The organism is Mycobacterium kyorinense (assembly GCF_002101735.1).
GTDB lineage: Bacteria > Actinomycetota > Actinomycetes > Mycobacteriales > Mycobacteriaceae > Mycobacterium > Mycobacterium kyorinense.
Genome location: NZ_LQPE01000106.1, coordinates 72,378 through 89,387, shown reverse-complemented (window position 1 = coordinate 89,387; position 17,010 = coordinate 72,378). Strand labels below are relative to the sequence as shown.

At 66.2% G+C, this 17,010-nt stretch carries 17 protein-coding genes; 11 read left to right on the top strand and 6 right to left on the bottom strand.

Annotated elements, in window-relative coordinates:
* Positions 1–15 precede the first annotated feature (15 nt).
* From AWC14_RS12920 to AWC14_RS12910, 3 genes are read right to left on the bottom strand one after another with little or no spacing between them, the layout of a single operon-like run.
* Positions 16–885 (bottom strand): alpha/beta fold hydrolase, encoded by an 870-nt coding sequence (locus tag AWC14_RS12920; RefSeq protein WP_045377179.1) that lies wholly within the window; start codon positions 883–885, stop codon positions 16–18.
* Positions 882–1,673, bottom strand: a complete 792-nt coding sequence (locus AWC14_RS12915) for an SDR family NAD(P)-dependent oxidoreductase (RefSeq protein ID WP_045377183.1) — start codon at positions 1,671–1,673, stop codon at positions 882–884. The genes AWC14_RS12920 and AWC14_RS12915 overlap by 4 nt, the downstream gene beginning before the upstream one ends.
* Before the next feature lie 21 nt (positions 1,674–1,694).
* Positions 1,695–2,471: an SDR family oxidoreductase gene (locus tag AWC14_RS12910; protein WP_045377186.1), complete on the bottom strand. Its 777-nt coding sequence runs from the start codon at positions 2,469–2,471 to the stop codon at positions 1,695–1,697.
* A gap of 125 nt (positions 2,472–2,596) precedes the next feature.
* On the opposite strand from AWC14_RS12910, the gene AWC14_RS12905 reads away from it, so the two are divergent.
* Positions 2,597–4,195, top strand: coding sequence for a flavin-containing monooxygenase (locus AWC14_RS12905; protein WP_045377402.1), 1,599 nt, complete (start codon positions 2,597–2,599; stop codon positions 4,193–4,195).
* Positions 4,196–4,208: 13 nt separating this feature from the next.
* Here AWC14_RS12905 and AWC14_RS12900 read toward each other — a convergent pair whose 3' ends face one another.
* Positions 4,209–4,802, bottom strand: coding sequence for a 2-keto-4-pentenoate hydratase (locus tag AWC14_RS12900; protein WP_142281682.1), 594 nt, complete (start codon positions 4,800–4,802; stop codon positions 4,209–4,211).
* Positions 4,803–4,954: 152 nt separating this feature from the next.
* Here AWC14_RS12900 and AWC14_RS12895 point away from each other — a divergent pair, with 152 nt between their 5' ends.
* The 6 genes from AWC14_RS12895 (at position 4,955) to AWC14_RS12870 (ending at position 10,549) form a co-directional block, all read left to right on the top strand.
* Positions 4,955–6,139 carry an acyl-CoA dehydrogenase family protein gene (locus AWC14_RS12895; RefSeq protein WP_045377189.1) on the top strand — a complete coding sequence of 395 codons (1,185 nt, stop codon included), beginning with the start codon at positions 4,955–4,957 and terminating at the stop codon, positions 6,137–6,139.
* Positions 6,140–6,147: 8 nt separating this feature from the next.
* Positions 6,148–7,056 carry a biphenyl-2,3-diol 1,2-dioxygenase gene (gene bphC, locus AWC14_RS12890; RefSeq protein WP_045377192.1) on the top strand — a complete coding sequence of 303 codons (909 nt, stop codon included), beginning with the start codon at positions 6,148–6,150 and terminating at the stop codon, positions 7,054–7,056.
* On the top strand, positions 7,053–8,519 hold the full coding sequence (locus AWC14_RS12885) for an FAD-dependent oxidoreductase (RefSeq protein WP_045377195.1): 1,467 nt from the start codon (positions 7,053–7,055) through the stop codon (positions 8,517–8,519). The genes bphC and AWC14_RS12885 overlap by 4 nt, the downstream gene beginning before the upstream one ends.
* A 138-nt stretch (positions 8,520–8,657) precedes the next feature.
* A complete protein-coding gene (locus tag AWC14_RS12880) occupies positions 8,658–9,479 on the top strand; it encodes an IclR family transcriptional regulator (RefSeq protein WP_045377408.1) in 822 nt (273 codons plus the stop codon).
* Positions 9,480–9,576: 97 nt separating this feature from the next.
* Entirely contained in the window at positions 9,577–9,924 is a 348-nt protein-coding gene (locus tag AWC14_RS12875; protein WP_045377196.1) for a hypothetical protein, read from the top strand.
* Positions 9,917–10,549, top strand: a complete 633-nt coding sequence (locus tag AWC14_RS12870) for a Dabb family protein (RefSeq protein WP_045377201.1) — start codon at positions 9,917–9,919, stop codon at positions 10,547–10,549. Before AWC14_RS12875 ends, AWC14_RS12870 begins: the two co-directional genes overlap by 8 nt.
* Positions 10,550–10,552: 3 nt before the next feature.
* Here AWC14_RS12870 and AWC14_RS12865 read toward each other — a convergent pair whose 3' ends face one another.
* Positions 10,553–11,440 (bottom strand): SDR family NAD(P)-dependent oxidoreductase, encoded by an 888-nt coding sequence (locus AWC14_RS12865; RefSeq protein WP_045377204.1) that lies wholly within the window; start codon positions 11,438–11,440, stop codon positions 10,553–10,555.
* On the bottom strand, positions 11,437–13,335 hold the full coding sequence (locus AWC14_RS12860; protein WP_045377207.1) for a flavin-containing monooxygenase: 1,899 nt from the start codon (positions 13,333–13,335) through the stop codon (positions 11,437–11,439). The genes AWC14_RS12865 and AWC14_RS12860 overlap by 4 nt, the downstream gene beginning before the upstream one ends.
* 130 nt (positions 13,336–13,465) lie before the next feature.
* Here AWC14_RS12860 and AWC14_RS12855 point away from each other — a divergent pair, with 130 nt between their 5' ends.
* The 4 genes from AWC14_RS12855 to AWC14_RS12840 all read left to right on the top strand — a co-directional run bounded on the left by AWC14_RS12855 (position 13,466) and on the right by AWC14_RS12840 (position 16,906).
* The gene (locus tag AWC14_RS12855) at positions 13,466–13,948 is read left to right on the top strand and encodes a nuclear transport factor 2 family protein (protein ID WP_045377411.1); all 483 of its coding nucleotides are present in this window, start codon (positions 13,466–13,468) and stop codon (positions 13,946–13,948) included.
* 17 nt (positions 13,949–13,965) lie between these two features.
* Positions 13,966–14,811, top strand: coding sequence for an SDR family NAD(P)-dependent oxidoreductase (locus AWC14_RS12850; protein WP_045377414.1), 846 nt, complete (start codon positions 13,966–13,968; stop codon positions 14,809–14,811).
* A gap of 53 nt (positions 14,812–14,864) precedes the next feature.
* Entirely contained in the window at positions 14,865–15,740 is an 876-nt protein-coding gene (locus AWC14_RS12845; RefSeq protein WP_081968093.1) for an alpha/beta hydrolase, read from the top strand.
* Between the two features lie 89 nt (positions 15,741–15,829).
* On the top strand, positions 15,830–16,906 hold the full coding sequence (locus AWC14_RS12840) for a hypothetical protein (protein ID WP_045377213.1): 1,077 nt from the start codon (positions 15,830–15,832) through the stop codon (positions 16,904–16,906).
* Positions 16,907–17,010 lie beyond the last annotated feature (104 nt).

Below are 17,010 nucleotides of genomic sequence, written 5' to 3'. Positions count from 1 at the left end.
CCTCCCACGTCATGTTCAGGCGCTGTCCGCACGAAGCAGGAACGCCAGCACCGTGCTCTCGAAGGCTTCCTTGGCCTCGATCATGGTCCAGTGCCCGCAGTTCGGGAACACGTGGAGCTCGGCGTTCGGGGCCGTGCGCATCGGGATCAGCGCCATGTCCAGCGGACTCACCCGATCGTCGCGGCCCCAGGTGATCAACATCGGCGCTTTGATCCGGTGCATCATCGCCCACGGCTGCGGCGCCTTCGAGGACTCCATGGCCGCGACCATCTGCGCAAACGCCGCCTTCCCGTACATCCGCCGCGCAGCAGCGAGCGTCTCGGGCGCGGTGGCGTCGCGCCAGCGTTCCTCGATGAGTTCCTCGGTCACCGTATCCGGGTGGTACACCATCGAATTCAGCCACTGGATCAGCCGCTCGCGCGTGGGCTCCTCGGTGAAGTCTTGCAACAACCTGATGCCTTCCGGCGGCCCCGGGCTGAAGACGTTGCGGCCGATACCGCCGATGGTCACCAGCCGGCGCACCTTGTCGGGGTGCGCGATGGCATAGCTGACCGCGACGCCGCCGCCCATCGAGTTGCCGACGATGTCGACGGTGTCCAGGCCGAGTGCATCGACGAACCGGACCAGGGCGTCGAAAGCGGTGAGCATCGGGTGGCCGCCGAAGTCGTCGCTGACCCCGAAACCCGGGAATTCCAGGATCCGGCAACAGAAATGCTCGGCGAAAGCGGGAAGCACACCCCGGAAATTGCGCCAACCCGTCACACCGGGACCGGAGCCGTGCAACATCAGCAGCGGAGGACCGTCACCGGCCTCGTGGTAGCGCAACACTCCGGCGTCGGTGGCGATTTCGCGAAGGGTTCCCTCGCGGCTGATGTTCAGCGTCATGCGTGGGTTCCGCCGTCGATGCGGATCTCGGTCCCGGTGATGAAGGCGCCGTCGTCGGACACCAGCATCGCGATCACCCCGGCCACCGCCACGGGGTCGGCCATCGGGGCGCCACTGGACTCCAGCGAAGTGGGCAAGATCGGCGACAGCTTGGCCAACAGCGACCAGTCGGAGTCTGGCGGCAGGTATCCGGCTGTCGTGTCGGTGATCTGAGATTTGATGCTGCCCGGCGCCACACACACCGCACGCAAACCCTGCTTGCCGTACTCGAGGGCCAGCGCGTGGGTGAACGACTGGACACCGCCCTTGCTGGCGGCGTAGGCCGCCATGTAGGGATGCGCGAAGCTCGCCGACGTCGAGCTGAAGTTCACGATCGCGCTGCGCGGGTTTTCCAGCAGCGCCGGCAGCGCCTCGCGGACCACCAGGAACGTGCCGGTGAGGTTGACGGCGACGATTTCATTCCACAACTCCAGCGTCATGTCGTGGGTGTGCGAGGCACGCAGGATGCCGGCCGCGTTGACCAGTGAGTCCAGCCCGCCGAGCGCGTCGATTGCGGATCGCACACCAGCGACCACCGAACTCTCGTCACCGATGTTCATCTCCACAGTGATCAGCCGGTCAGCGGTGCCGCTCTCCTGCGCCTGTGCGACCGTCTTCTGCAGACCGTCGGCCGCGACATCCGCGCCGACCACCGCGGCACCCTCGTCCAGCAGTCGCAGCGCGGTGGCCCGGCCGATCCCCGACGCGGCGCCGGTCACCAGGATCCGGTGGCGGTCCAGGCGCTTCATCTCAACTCCCGTCGGTCGAAATCACTGTCCCATAACATATTTCACGGTGGGACCCGCGGTCCAGCCACCGTCGACGGCGATCTCCGCGCCGGTGACATAGGTGGCCTCGTCAGACAGCAAATATCCCACCGCCCCGGCAATTTCGTCGGGCATACCGACGCGCGCCAACGGGGTGTTCGGATAGTTGCCCTCACCCGGCTGGATGCCCACCTGCGCCGTCATCGGGGTATAGGTCATGCCGGGGTGCACCGAGTTGACCCTGATCCGGTCGGTGCCGAGTTCCACCGCGGCGATCTTGGTCAGCCCTCGCACACCCCACTTCGAGGCGCCGTATCCCGCAGTGAGGGCGAGCCCGAACAGCCCGGCCGACGACGAGATGTTGACGATCGAACCGCCGCCGGCCGCCCGCATCGGTGCGATCACGGCCTGTATCCCGTTGAACACCCCCACCAGGTTGACCTCCAGCACGCTGCGGAAGTGCTCGACGGGTTCGTGCTCGACGAACTGGCCGGTCGCCACTCCGGCGTTGTTCACCAGGCCGGTGAGCGCACCGAATTCGGCGACCGTGAACGCGACCGCCGACGCCCACTGCGCGGCGTCGGTGACATCGAGATGCACATAGCGGGCGGACACGCCGAGCTCGTCGACCAGCCGCGCGCCCTCGTCGTCGAGCAGATCGGCGACCACCACTTTGCCTCCGTGCGAGACGATGTGGCGGGCGAACGCCGCCCCGAGACCGCGCGAACCGCCGGTGACGATGGCGGTCACAGAGGCCAACCGGTCTGACTTCACATCCACAACTCCCGGACTCGTTGAGGGGGTCTCGTGCACACAACCACATCCGGACAGGTGCCGACCCGCTTTTCCCGCCCAGCGAGACAATCGCTGTCAGGGCAGCCGTGCGGCTCGTACCGTCACTGCGCATGACCCAGACTGTCGACGCGGTGGTGGTCGGCGCCGGATTCGCGGGCCTCTATGCCGTGCACCGGTTCCACCGCGACGGCCTGTCGGTGCAGGCGTTCGAAGCGGCCGACGGCGTAGGGGGTGTGTGGTACTGGAACCGCTATCCGGGCGCGCGCTGCGACGTCGAGAGCGTGGACTACTCGTACTCCTTCGACGACGATCTGCAACAGGACTGGAACTGGAGCGAAAAATACGCAACCCAGCCCGAAATCCTGTCCTACCTCAACCACGTCGCCGACCGGTTCGACCTGAGACGCCACATCAAGTTCAACACCCGGGTCACCGACATGGTCCTCGACGAGGCCGCGCTGCGATGGAACGTTCACACGGACGCCGGCGATGTGGTGTCCGCCCGGTTCTGCGTGCTGGCCGTCGGTCCGCTGTCCACAGCGAACATCCCGGCGATCGAGGGACTGGAGTCGTTCGCCGGCGAGGTGTACCACACCGCGCGCTGGCCGCACGAGGGTGTGGATTTCACCGGCAAACGGGTGGGCGTGATCGGCACCGGATCCTCTGGCATTCAAGCGATTCCGTGCATCGCCCAACAGGCCGCGCAGCTGGTCGTGTTCCAGCGGACCGCGAACTACAGCGTCCCGGCCGGCAACGTGCCGCTCGACGACGCCACTCGGCGGGCGCAGAAGGCCGGCTACGCCGAGCGTCGGCGACTGTCGATGGCCAGCGGCGGCGGCTCACCTCATCAACCACATCCGAAGTTGGCGGTCGAGGCCTCTCCCGAGGAACTCCGGGAGGCGTACCAACGACGGTGGGAGCTCGGCGGCGTGCTGTTTTCCAAGACATTCGCCGACCAGATGGTGACCATCGAGGCCAACGAGACCGCGCGAAAGTTCTGGGAAGAAAAAGTGCGCGCGGTGATCGACGACCCGAAGACCGCCGAGCTGTTGATTCCCAACGACCACCCGATCGGCACCAAACGGATCTGCACCGACGACAACTACTACCAGACCTTCAACCGCGACAACGTGAGCCTGGTGAACCTGCGCGCCACGCCGATCGAGCGGATCGACGCGGCAGGCGTACACACCTGCGACGCCCACTACGAACTGGATGCACTGGTCTTCGCGACCGGGTTCGACGCGATGACCGGGTCGCTCGACAAGGTGAGCATCGTCGGCCGGGGCGGCGAGACACTCAAACACGCCTGGGCCGAGGGTCCGGTGACGTACCTCGGCCTGGCCGTGCCGGGTTTCCCGAACCTGTTCAACATGACCGGGCCCGGCAGCCCCTCGGTGCTAGCCAACATGGCGCTGCACTCGGAGCTACACGTGAACTGGGTCGCCGACGCGATCGGATACCTGGCGACTCACGACGCCGTCGGGCTCGAGGCACGCCGCGACGCGGCAGCCGAATGGGGCAGTGAGTGCGCGCGACGGGCGGAAGAAACCCTGATGCCGCAAGCGAACTCGTGGTACATGGGTGCCAACATTGCGGGCAAGCCGCGAGTGTTCATGCCCTTCGTCGGGGGCTTCGGGGTGTACGGCCAGATCATCGCCGACGTGGCCGCCGCCGGCTACAAGGGCTTCGAGATCCTCGAGAACTAACAGCCGAACCAGCTCAGCAAAACTCGACCGAAACGCCGCCCACACCGGCGAATTCGGCCCTGTACCGGTCACCGGCGGATACGTCGACAGCCCGGGTGCACGATCCGGGCAAGATCGTGTGACCGGCTTGGAGTCGCACCCCGAACTGCGCGACGTGGCGGGCCAGGCGAGCTACTGCTGTCAGCGGGTTGCCAAGTACCGCACCGGTATTGCCGCGCGTGACCACGACCTCGCTGTAGCCGGAGGAAAGTACGGCGCCCAGGTCCGCCAGATCCACGGCCAGCGGCGAGCAGGGCTGCGACCCCAGTACCACCCGCGCCGAGGATGCGTTGTCGGCGATCGCATCGGTGATCAATTCGATCGATGGCACCACATATTCGGTCGCATCGAGCACGTCGAGTTCTGTGCAGGCTTGACCGGGTAGGTCGTCACCCAAGACGAAAGCCAACTCCACTTCGATGCGGGGATGGCACAGCCCGCAGAGATTGACCGTATCGCCGTCGTCGACGAACATGCCGGTCATCAGCGGGCCCTGGTCGGGGCCGGCCTTGTAGCCGCCGATCGCAACCCTGCGTGTGGCGGCCGCTCGTTTTCGGACGTCGAGCATGGTGATCTCCTGGCTGGTAAACCCTATGACCACGCACGATAAAAAACGGCGAAGGCCCGTGGAGCATCAGTTCCGCTGAGCGGGATCGCCAAAGCTGTCATCATCGGCGACAGGAGACCATCTCTGGCATCCGACTACATAAGGACGACAGCATGAGCGAGCGGGTAATCGACCGGGTGATGGACATCGCCGACCAGTTACGCGAACAGGCCGCGGAAGCCGAGAGGATCGGCCGGCTCACCGACGACACGGTCAAGCTGATGAAAGGGGCCGGCCTGATCCGGCTGCTGCAAACCAAGCAGTACCGAGGATTCGAGGCCCATCCCCGCCAGTTCGCTGAGACGGTGATGGCCACCGCGGCGCTAGACCCCGCGGCCGGGTGGATCGTCGGCGTGGTGGGCGTCCACCCTTACCAGTTGGCGTACGCCGACCCCAAAGTGCCCGCCGAGATCTGGGCCGACGACGTCGACACCTGGATGGCCTCTCCGTACGCGCCGCAGGGCGTGGCCAAGCCGGTCGACGGCGGTTATATCTTCAACGGCCGCTGGCAGTTCAGCTCCGGCACCGACCATTGCGACTGGATCATCCTGGGCGCGATGCTCGGCGACGAAAAGGGTGTGCCGCTGATGCCGCCGCAGATGCTGCACATGATCTTGCCCCGCAAGGACTACCAGATCGTCGAGGACTCGTGGAATGTGGTGGGGCTGCGCGGAACCGGGTCCAAGGACGTCATCGTCTCCGATGCGTTCGTCCCGGCCTACCGCACCATGGACGCGACCAAGGTGATGGACGGCACCGCCCAGCGGGAGGCCGGGATGACCGAGCCGCTCTACCTGATGCCGTGGTCGACGATGTTCCCGCTGGGCATCACGGCCGCGGTCGTCGGCATCGCCGAAGGGGCACTGGCCGCCCACCTGGACTACCAACGCGAGCGTGTCGGCGCGACCGGAACCGCGATCAAAGACGATCCGTATGTCATGTATGCGATCGGCGAGGCCGCGGCCGACATCAACGCCGCCCGCCAGGAGCTGCTGGCCAACGTGGACCGCATCTACGACATCGTCGCGTCCGGCAAAGAGGTGTCGTTCGCGGACCGTGCCGCGGGCCGGCGCACCCAGATCCGCGCTGCGTGGCGCGCGGTGTCGGCGGTCGACGAGATCTTCGCCCGCTCCGGCGGCAATGCGGCGCGGATGGACAAGCCGCTGCAGCGCTACTGGCGCGACGTGCACGTCGGCCATCTGCACGCCATCCATGTGCCGGGGACCGTCTTCCACGCGTCGGCGCTGAGTTCGCTGGGCATCGATCCACCCGAGGGTCCGCTGCGGGCTTTGATCTAGGAGTAGCCGTGACCGACTTGAAAAGCCTTGGATACGTTACCATCTCGACTAGCGACATCGAACGGTGGCGGCATTTCGCCTTCGGCGTGCTGGGCTTCGCCGAGGGCAAGGGACCTGACCCGTCGGCGCTGTATCTGCGGATGGACGAACGCGCGGCGCGGCTGATCGTGGTGCCCGGCGAAACCGACCGGGTGCTCACGATCGGCTGGGAAGTGCGCGACCACCCGGCACTGCAGGGGGTCAAAGCCGCTCTCGACGGCGCGGGGGTGCCGTTCAAGCAACTGTCCACCGACGAGGCCGAGGCGCGCCGGGTGGAGGAAGTGATCACCTTCGAGGATCCCGCCGGCACCACCCTCGAGGTGTTCCACGGTGCGGTGCTGGACCACAGCCCGGTCGTCACCCCGTTCGGCGCGAAGTTCGTCACCGGCGATCAGGGCATGGGCCATGTGGTGGTCCCGGCCACCGATCCCAACGCACTGTTCGACTTCTACACCGAGGTATTGGGTTTCCGTTCCCGCGGCGCGTTCCGGGTGCCGTTGCCCAAGGAGTTCGGTCCGGTGCGGGTGCGCTTCCTCGGCATCAACGCCCGACACCACAGCCTGGCCATCGTCCCCGCCGCCCATCAGCGCGACCCGCGCCTGGTGCACATCATGGTCGAGGTCGACAGCCTCGACGCGGTGGGTCAGGCGCTGGATCGCGTCAACGCCGAGGGGTTCCAGTTGTCGTCGACGCTGGGCCGCCACACCAACGACAAGATGGTGTCGTTCTACGTGCGCGCCCCCGGTGACTGGGACATCGAGTTCGGCACCGACGGCATGCGCGTCGACGAAACGTATTACACCGCAGAGGAAATCACCGCCGACAGCTATTGGGGCCACCAGTGGGTCGGCGAGATGCCCGCGGCAATGCGCCTATGACACCCGACGCCGACGTCCATCCCGTCCCGGCCTCGTCGATCGGCACCTGGGACCACGCGGCCGACGTCGTCGTCGCCGGATACGGCGTGGCCGGCGCGGCCGCCGCGGTCGAGGCGGCCAGGTCGGGCGCCGACGTGCTGGTGGTCGAGCGCACCGGATCGTGGGGCGGGGCGGCGGCCATGGCCGGCGGGTTCATCTATCTCGGCGGCGGCACACCGCTGCAAAAGGCTTGCGGCTTCACCGATTCCGTCGACAACATGGCTGCGTTCCTGAACGTCGCGATGGGACCGGGCGCCGACGAGAGCCGCATCGCCGACTACTGCGCCGGCAGCGTCGATCACTTCAACTGGCTCGTCGACTGCGGCGTGCCGTTCAAGGCGGAGTTCTTTTCCGAGCCCGGCTGGGAGCCGATGGCCGACCAGGGGCTGATGTACAGCGGCGGCGAGAACTCGTATCCGTTCAACACCATTGCCACTCCCGCGCCCCGCGGCCACGTCCCGCAGATGTCCAACAAGAAACAGGGCGAAGCCAGCGCCGGCTACATGCTGATGAAGCCGCTCGTGGAAACCGCCACCGCGGCGGGCGCTCGAGCGCTCTACGACGTGCGGGTGCAACGGCTGGTCGTCGAATCCGACGGCCGAGTCGTGGGACTGTGCGCCCGCCAGTACGGCAACGAGGTGGCCATCCGTGCGCGCCGCGGCGTGGTGCTCGCGACGGGCAGCTTCGCCTACAACGACGCGATGGTTGCTCAGTACGCGCCGCGGATCGCCGGGCGCCCGGCCGCGTCGATCGAGCAGCACGACGGCCAGGCCATCCGGATGGCGCAGGCGCTGGGCGCAGATCTGGCCCACATGGACGCCACCGAGGTGGCGATCTTCATCGACCCGCAGCAACTGGTGCGCGGCATCCTGGTCAACGGCCGCGGTCAACGCTACGTCGCCGAGGACACCTATCCGGGCCGCATCGGACAACTCACGCTCTACCAGCAGGACAACACCGCATACCTCGTCATCGACGAGGCGGGGCAGAACGAGGCCATGGCGTCGCTATCCCCGAAACTGATGCTCCGCCAGCCCACCTGGGTGTGCGAAACCGTCGCCGAGCTCGAAAACGACATCGGCCTCGCGCCCGGCTCACTGCAGGCAACCGTCGCCGCCTACAACGACGGCGCCGCGCGCGGCGAGGATCCGCTGCTGCACAAGAAGGCGGAGTGGTTGCGGCCCATCGGATCTCCGGTGGGCGCGATCGATCTGCGCGAGAGCACCGGCGGCTTCACGCTGGGCGGCCTGAAGACCACGCTTGATTCCGAGGTGCTGCACGTCAGCGGCGAGCCGATCCCCGGTCTGTACGCGGCGGGCCGCTGCACCGCGGGCCTGGCGGCATGGGGTTACGCCAGCGGGATCTCGCTCGGCGACGGCAGTTTCTACGGGCGCCGCGCCGGCCGAGCCGCCGCCAAGGACTGAACCCGTCCACATCCCTCGAGGTCGCCAGCATCTGCCGAGTCGATCTTGGCCGCCAGTGTGACAGCGACCACACCAGTGTGGTACAAACAGACATATTTCTATTAGTCATATGCTGCTGCGCGAGGAGGCGTTGTGAGCGTGACCCTGGAACCCACCACTCCCAGTGCCGTCATCGATCGGGTGTCGTTGGTACTGGATGCTTTTGACGGCCCGGGCCGGCTGAATCTGGCCCAGATCGTGCGCCGCACCGGTCTGCCGCGCTCGTCAGCGCACCGGATGCTGGAGCGGCTGGTGCAACTGCGTTGGCTGCGGCGAAGCGGTCGCGACTACGAACTCGGCATGCGGCTGGTGGAACTCGGATCGCTGGCCGTGCACCAGGACCGGCTGCACCGCGCGGCAGTCTCGCTGCTGCATGACCTGCATCGCGTCACGGGGCTGGTGGTCCATTTGGCCGTCCTGGACGGCGCCGACGTCGTCTACCTGGAGAAGATCGGCGACCGGATGACCGCCGCGATCCCCAGCCGTGTCGGCGGACGTCAGCCGGCGCACTGCACAGCAATAGGCAAAGCGATCCTGGCGTACAACGACAGCGCGGACGCCGCCGATCTCGGCAACCGCAAAACCAGGTACTCGATCGGCAGTTCGGCGCAGCTGACCGCCGAATTGGCCAAGGTTCGCGCCCGCGGGGTGGCGTTCGACCGAGAAGAGTCTCTGCCCGGATTCGGCTGTGTCGCAGCGCCGATCGGCGATCCCGGTGAGGCCATCGCAGCGGTGTCGATATGCGGGCCGATGAGCCGGGTGATGTTCGATCAGCGGATGGCCGCGCCGGTGCGGATGGCGGCAATGGCTATCTGGCGCAACGTGGAAGACGGTTCGCAGCGGGTGGCGCCGACGCTGCAGCAGGTACGCCCGTTGCGGGTGGGGCCGGCGCCGCGCGAACGGGTCCTGCAGTACGCATGAGGCGCGCCGGCGACGATGCAGAGCGAAGCGATGAGGAGGAGCGGCGCCATGAGGCGCGCCGGCTCCCATGTCGGTCGACGGCCGTAGGCGCGGCCTAATGGCGGACGGTCGGGTGTACATCGTCGACCGGGTGGTCACTCGTCCCGGCTGCGCCAGAAAATTCGTTGACACTTACCTTTCCGGCTACGCGCCGCGGGCGCGTGAGCGGGGAATGACGTTGCAACAGGTGTTGGTCAGCCCGCCGATCTGGTTTGCCGACCAGACCAACACGGTCACGATCATCTGGTCGCTGCCGAACCCGCGGGCGTGGTGGGAGATGACGTGGCGGGCGCGGTCGGATCGCGACGTTGGACAGTGGTGGGCCGATATCTCCGGCCTGCTCGTCGAGCGCACCCGCAGCGTCGCTTCGGATGCCCGGGACGTGGACGGACTTTGCGATGTTTAGCATCGTCAACCTGATCGACGTAGCAGAGCATAGCCGCGACCGTTTGTTAGCCGCGCTGCGCGACGCGGCCACGAAGGTCGGCGCCGAAGGTCTGCTGGTGGAACCGACGCTGCCCGGCAGCCGCAACGGCGGCGACATCCTGATGCATCTGCGGTTGGCCGACCGAAGCGAATGGGTCCGCATCGCAGGTGAATTCACCGATGTACTGCACGATCCGGCGGTCACTCGGGTCAACGGGGCCAGCTATACGGGTCATCCCGTCCGAACCGATTGGTCGCTCGGCCCGGGCACCGTCTACCGCACGCTGTTGTTGCGGGTGGCGCCCGGTACCGACGATGCCACCGTCGCCCGCTTCGAGGACGACCTGCGGCTGATGCCCCGCTACGTCCGCACCATCACCGCCTGGCAGCTGAGCCGCGTTGAAAAGGCCACTGGCGACTCGACTTGGACTCATGTGTTCGAACAGGAATTTACCGACGTCGACGGATTGATGGGCCCGTATCTCGTGCATCCGATTCATTGGGGTCATGTGGATCGCTGGTTCGACCCGGAATGCCCCGATGTGATCGTGCGGGATCGTGTCTGCCACAGCTTCTGTCGGGCCGACCGCGCGGTGCTCGGCTGAGCACTACAAGCCTGCGGGCGCGATATTTGGGTTGGCGGTTACCGGTGGTTCCGCAGGAGGCAACAATGTCTTGCCGTCCAGGCTGTGCACTGGCAATCCCTGAGACCAGGAGTAGTGCAGACTGAACGCCACCAGCCCGGTGCGCTCCACTGCGGGCCGGTGACACATCGCCAGTACGGTTTCGGCCAGGTACTCGACAGGTTCGGTCGGAAATCCGTCCGGAATTAACTGTGCGGCACCGGGAGTGCGGACCGCGGTTGACGGGCCGACACAGTTGACGGCGATGTTCGCGTCGAGCAACTCGGCGGCCACCCCTTGCGTGAAGCGGTGCAACGCCGCCTTCATCGATGCGTAGACCACGTCACCGGCGGTCTTGTTGTAGTCGCGATACGGCCGAATCGGCGGCACGCCGGTCACGGAGCCGATGTTGACGATCCAGCCCGCTCCCTGTGAACGCATGTGCGGCACCGCGGCTTTCGTCAGCACGAACGGTGTCTTCAGATAGTGCTCCACCGTGCGGTCGAAGGTTTCCAGACTCATGTCTTCCACGAGCGAGTAATCGGCGTATCCGGCGTTGTTGACCAAGATGTCGAGTCTCCCGGTGCGGGCGAGCACCTCATCGATCAACCGCTCGCGCCGTAAGCCGTCTTCGAGATCGGCGGCGATGCCGAGCGCAACGCCTCCGGCCCGCTGGATCAGCTCGACGGTCTCACTGATCGTCCCGGGCAGCACGGCGGACCTACCTGCCCGCGCCGACGACGACGGTCCATAGGATCGCGCAGTCACCACCACGGTGGCGCCCTCGGCCGCGAGCCGTTGTGCAATCGCACGGCCGATACCGCGGCTGCTGCCGGTGACCAGAGCCGTTCTGCCCGAAAGCAAGTGCGTCATCGTAGGTGGAAGTGCTCCTCGACGGGCGCGCGGTGTTCCTCCCACCAGTCGATCATCCGTAGCGGATTGGCCACCACCACGCGGCCGGAGGGCACGCGATAGTACGTGTGCGCTGTCGGGGTGTGCCGCCAGACAAGGTTTTCCATCACATCGTCGAGGCGCGCGACGTACTCGTCGTACGCCTCGCGCGTGGGTTCCATTGACCGTGCTCCCCGCAGCGCCATCAATTGCAGGCACTCCATGATGTAGTGCACGGCCACCTCGACGCCGAAGTTGTGACCGCCGCCGTGGCCCGGGCTGCCGTTGGGATGCGAGGTGACGAACAAATTCGGGAATCCGGGCACGGTGCCGCCGCGATAGCTGCGGGGAGTGCCCGCCCACTCGTCTTGCAAAGTTCGACCCTCGCGTCCACGAATATCGATCGTCGACAGAAAGTCGAGGTAATAGCCTGTGGCGTAGATGATTACGTCCAGAGCGATCTCGTGCCCGTCCTCTGTCACGATGCCGTTAGGCGTGACCCGCGCCGGCTCGCTTGCTTCGACGTCGACATGGGGACGGGTGAGCGCCGCGTAGTAGCCGCCGGGATCGCGGATGATGCGCTTGCCGTACGGGGCGAAGTCCGGGGTGACCTTCTTCGCCAGTTCGCTGCCCGCACCGAAGGTGCGGTTGATGTAGTCGAGGCAGTAGTTGAGTAGTACATCGTTGGCCGGCGAAATCGACAGGTGCGACGCCGCCCACTCGGGATCCACCTGGATGACCGGGTAGTTGTTGTCCGCAGTCGACCAATAGGACTTCAGCCGAATCCAATTCGCGTAGTACGGCACGTGCCGGGCCAACCACCGGTGGTAGTCGGGCACGTCGTCCGACTGCCGCCGCCGTGGCGCCACCCAGTGCGGCTGGCGCTGGAACACGGTGAGGTGCTCGACGTCGTCGGCGACAGCGTCGACGATCTGCACCGCCGTGCAGCCCGCCCCGATGACAGCGACCCGTTTGCCGGTCAAGTCGAGTTCGCGATCCCACTGCGCTGAATGAATGCTGATGCCGGCGAACGTCTCTCGGCCTTCGAGGTCAGGGAGGCGCGGCCTGTTGAGGTATCCGGTCGCGGTGATGACCACGTGCGCGTGGCTGACGGTGGGCGTCCCGTCGGCCGAGCGGGCACGAATCTGCCAGCGCTGGTTCTCGTCGTCCCACCAGAGCGCCTCAACCTCGGTCTTGAACCGGGTGTGGTCGCGGATTTTGTACTTGTCGGCTACCGCCTGCAAGTACGACTGGTATTCCCATCCCATCGGGTAATAGCTGGACCAGTCGGGGTTGAGTTCGTGCGACAGCGAGTAATAGGTAGACGGCGTGTCCACCCCGATGCCCGGATAGGTGGTGGTCAGCCAGGTGCCGCCGACCTCGGGATTGCGTTCGTATATCTCGTAGGCGATGCCGGCGTCGGCGGCCGCGATGGCGGCGGCGATCCCGGCCATCCCACATCCGACGATGGCGATCTTCGTCGTAGACGGGACAGATGCGGTGCGCGGTAGTACCGGGCGCGGTTTCTGAAAACCGCCCTGCTCCAGCAGCATTGGCACGTTTCGATCGTCGAGGGCTACGCCCAGCGCGATGGGCGCGATCCGGGTGAACAGGACCGGGTCGTCGGCGGCGACGGCGCGGACGGGTTCCGACGCGCCGGTCAGGATGTCCAGCAGCGCGTCGACAATGGCGGCGGCGGTCTCGGGGTCGGTGACACCGGCCTGCTCGGGCGGATCAGGCACGTGTGAGATCGCCGGCCCGAACTTGTCGACTACGGCGGGATCACCGCTCAGTTGCGCCAACACGGCCACCAACACGCCAGGGTCGGCCTGCTCGAGATTGGCGCGCAGCTCGGCGGCCACGGTCTGGGTAAGCATGACGACGCCAGTATCGGCTCAGGCGGGTCCCACAGCGCCCGACGTGTCTACTGAGCGGGACGCGTTTCTGCTCCCGCTGACCGGTCATCGGCGGTGCCGGCACGCCGAACGGCTGCTTGACTGCAGGATCGTGAGCAACGACATCTCGCTGGCCGAGCTACAGGAATTCATGGCCGAGTTCTGGTTCCACTACGACGAGGCGCACTACGACGAGCTGGCGGTGCGATACGCCGACGACGTCCATTACGTCAGTCGCAGCGACACCGGCACTAGTCCGTTCGAGGAGCTGCTGACCGCCGACGTCCGTGGGCGCGACGAAGCACTTGCGTGGCTGGTCGAGCATCGCCAGGCCAGCCCATACCCGTTGCGCCACCACGCCGTCAACGTCTTTCGCACGGGAAGCGACGGCGAGTCCACCGGTGTCCGCTTTTACCTCTTGGTATCCCACATCGCCAACTCCGTCCCATTCGTCAACTCCACGGCCGTCGTCGACGCCACAGTGCGACGCGCAGGGGCCGGCCTGCAGTTCACCAAAATGGAGGTCGTGCTCGACACCCGGGACTCTGTGCTGCTTTCCGCGCTGTCCGTCGACAGCACTGCCGCAAGCACCTGATTGTGACCGTGCGCAACATGTTCGGGGGCGGCGTGGCCGTCATCACCGGCGCCGGCGCAGGGATCGGGGCGGGGCTGGCCCGATATGCCGCGAGGCTGGGCATGACGGTCGTGCTCGCCGACATCGACGCCGAGGCCGTCGCGGCGTTGCGCGAGGAACTGGGCGCGCAAGGTGCGACCGCGGTCGACGCGGTGTGCGATGTGCGCGTTCCGGAAGCGATGCAGCGGCTGGCCGAGCGCACATATCGCGACGTCGGACCGGTGCGGCTCTTGGTAAACAACGCCGGCGTCGAGCAATTCGGTTACCTGTGGGATACCCCCGTGGACAACTGGAAGCGCGTCGTCGACATCAACATCAGCGGTGTCTTTCACGGGGTACGCGCGTTTCTGCCGAAGATGCTGCACTCGCCGGAACCTGCGTGGGTGTGGAACGTGTCCTCGATTGGCGGCGTGGCGACTGTGCCGCTGCAGACGCCGTACATCATGAGCAAACACGCGGTGCTCGCGCTCACCGAATGCCTGCGCTTAGAGGTGCAGCTGGCCGGACACGACCACCACATCCACGTACAGGCGGTGCTGCCAGGTGCGGTGGCATCCAACATCTTCGAGTCCGGCGGCGGGGTGAATGACGGCGACGTCGCCGCGGCCGAGTCTCAGCGCTCGGCGATGCTCGAGATCAAGGCCGGGGCGATGGATGCCCTCACCGCCGCCGAAGCGATATTCGATCAGGCCGCCGAAGGGCGCTTCTACTTGCTCACGCAGCCCGAGTACGTCGGCGCGGCGATGGCCGACCGCGCCGAAACCCTTGTCTCGCAGCGTCCTCCCGTGCCGAGGGGCCGCCGATTCGACCCCGCGCGCCGGTGAGGCTGGATCCCGACGCCGCCACTCGCGTCGCGTCATTCGGTGACATTCCGCCAATGCGACAGCGCGGCCTGGCCGCCATTCGTGAGGCCATCGAGTCGGCGCCCCTACCCGACGCGATGCCGGAGATGGCCACCGTGGCAGACAGGACGGCACCCGGCCCCGCAGGGCCAATTCCCGTGCGCATCTACCGCCCAACTCGCGCTGCCAGGGCGGTGCTGGTGTATTTCCACGGCGGCGGAATGGTTCTCGGCTCCAATCGCTCTTTCGAGCCGCTGGCCCGGATGCTGGCGGCCGAGAGCGGCGCGACGGTGGTGGCCGTCGATTACCGGCTCGCCCCGGAGAATCCGCCGCCCGCGCAATTCGATGACGCCTGCAGCGCGACCGCCTGGGTGGCGCGCAATGCCGACCTGCTCGGCGCTGATCCGTCTCGGCTTGCGGTGGTTGGCGACAGTGCCGGCGGCTCGTTGGCGGCCGCAGTGGCGCTCGCAGCCCGCGACCGGGGCGGCCCGCCAATCCTTTGCCAGGTGCTGCTCTATCCGGGGCTGGACCGCGACATGGATGCACCGTCGATCACGGCGCTGGCCGATGCACCGATGCTGTCTATCGACGACATCATTTACATGCACGAGCTCGCCGATAGCGGGGCTGTTAGCTCACGCGACGCGTATCGGGTACCTGCATACGCCACCGATCTTTCCGGCCTGCCTCCCGCGATCATCGTCACCGCCGAATGCGATCCGATCCGCGACTGGGGCGAGCGCTACGCAAATCGGCTGCGCGAGGCCCGAGTACAGGTGACCATGACCCGCTACCCGGGTATGTACCACGGGTTTCTGATGCGCGCCGATGCGACCGCGCGCGGCCGGTTGGCCATCGCAGAAGTCGGCGCCCTGCTGCGCGCGAAATTCGCTCACCCATTGCCGTTCTGAGCTTTGGCGTCCCGGTCACCGGACACCGATGCGCTGCCGCACCGATGACAACCGCAAAATCGAGACCAGCGACAACCAGAGGAGATCCGATGCTTACCGATCAGCGGCGCATAGAGCTGTCCGACGTGTTGCGGCCCGCATCACCTCCCCAGGAGATCCACGACGTCTACACGGACGATCAGCGGGAACGACTGCTGGATGTTGTGCGCAACAACGGACCTTGGAAGCTGATCATCGCGCACCATTTCGCCTCGGCCGAAGAGCTGATCGCCACCATGAGCGGTGCGTTTCCCGAAGGGTTTGAGCCGTCACTGGACCTGTTTTTGACCCCGACCTTCCGCGGCTACCTGGCGAACTACGGCGCGGTGTTGTACCCACAGCTGCACGACTGCTTTTACAACGCGCGCTTCGTGGAGATGGCCAAGGCCTACTGGAAAGCCGAATACGCCAAGCCGCAGATGATGCTGTTCAACATCAACGGCCCGTGCGCCAATCGCGATCCGGGACACCTGGATTCGCCGAGCTTCCGCGGGGTGCGCCACGAGAACGCACCCACCTGGCTGACGAGCGTCATGGGCAAGTCCGGGTTATTTCAGGATTACCTGATCAAGATGGCCCAGGTGATCACGTGGTTTTCCCTCGACCCGGACAGCGGCTTCACGTATTGGCCGGATGGACCGCTCAAGCCGCCGCAGCGAGTGCTGCCACCCGTCTACAACCGGGGTGTGGTGGTGCAAAACGAGATGATGGTGCACCGCGGGGAAGCCAATGGTCCACTGGAACAACAGATACCGGCCGGGCTGACCTTCGACACCGTGTTCACCGGTGATCCCGCCGACCGCGACTGGTGGCTGCTGAAGAACGGCGGCAATGTGATCTCCCGCCACCACACCGACGAGCTGCGCTTCCTGGTGCACTGGTCGGCCGAGGTCTTCTCCGACTACGACGAACTGAAGAAGAACATGGAAGGCTCCCACGACCTGACCATCGAGCAGGCAATCGACACGTTGGTCAAGGACATCAACGCACAGGGCATCAAGCTTGCGATGCCGGACGATCCCCTGCACGACCCGGAGTTCATCCGCACGCTCAACGCGGCCTATGACCTCGGCGGTCCGGCGAGCTATCCGGAGGACGCTCCGATCAGCACCTTCCAGCCGGCATGACAATGTGTGGTTGCGACGACCGAACCGCGATCGTCTCGGGACGGGTCTCGGCGGTTGTCCCACTGGCAGGGAAAGCGCGTCACGGCGCCGATTCGGCGACCTAA

What these genes read in the sequence shown, in the direction of transcription:
- AWC14_RS12920 (WP_045377179.1), bottom strand. Translation starts at nt 885, where the DNA reads ATGACGCTGAACATCAGCCGCGAGGGAACCCTTCGCGAAATCGCCACC.
- AWC14_RS12915 (WP_045377183.1), bottom strand. Translation starts at nt 1,673, where the DNA reads ATGAAGCGCCTGGACCGCCACCGGATCCTGGTGACCGGCGCCGCGTCG.
- AWC14_RS12905 (WP_045377402.1), top strand. Translation starts at nt 2,597, where the DNA reads ATGACCCAGACTGTCGACGCGGTGGTGGTCGGCGCCGGATTCGCGGGC.
- AWC14_RS12900 (WP_142281682.1), bottom strand. Translation starts at nt 4,802, where the DNA reads ATGCTCGACGTCCGAAAACGAGCGGCCGCCACACGCAGGGTTGCGATC.
- AWC14_RS12895 (WP_045377189.1), top strand. Translation starts at nt 4,955, where the DNA reads ATGAGCGAGCGGGTAATCGACCGGGTGATGGACATCGCCGACCAGTTA.
- AWC14_RS12885 (WP_045377195.1), top strand. Translation starts at nt 7,053, where the DNA reads ATGACACCCGACGCCGACGTCCATCCCGTCCCGGCCTCGTCGATCGGC.
- AWC14_RS12875 (WP_045377196.1), top strand. Translation starts at nt 9,577, where the DNA reads ATGGCGGACGGTCGGGTGTACATCGTCGACCGGGTGGTCACTCGTCCC.
- AWC14_RS12870 (WP_045377201.1), top strand. Translation starts at nt 9,917, where the DNA reads ATGTTTAGCATCGTCAACCTGATCGACGTAGCAGAGCATAGCCGCGAC.
- AWC14_RS12865 (WP_045377204.1), bottom strand. Translation starts at nt 11,440, where the DNA reads ATGACGCACTTGCTTTCGGGCAGAACGGCTCTGGTCACCGGCAGCAGC.
- AWC14_RS12860 (WP_045377207.1), bottom strand. Translation starts at nt 13,335, where the DNA reads ATGCTTACCCAGACCGTGGCCGCCGAGCTGCGCGCCAATCTCGAGCAG.
- AWC14_RS12850 (WP_045377414.1), top strand. Translation starts at nt 13,966, where the DNA reads ATGTTCGGGGGCGGCGTGGCCGTCATCACCGGCGCCGGCGCAGGGATC.
- AWC14_RS12845 (WP_081968093.1), top strand. Translation starts at nt 14,865, where the DNA reads ATGCGACAGCGCGGCCTGGCCGCCATTCGTGAGGCCATCGAGTCGGCG.
- AWC14_RS12840 (WP_045377213.1), top strand. Translation starts at nt 15,830, where the DNA reads ATGCTTACCGATCAGCGGCGCATAGAGCTGTCCGACGTGTTGCGGCCC.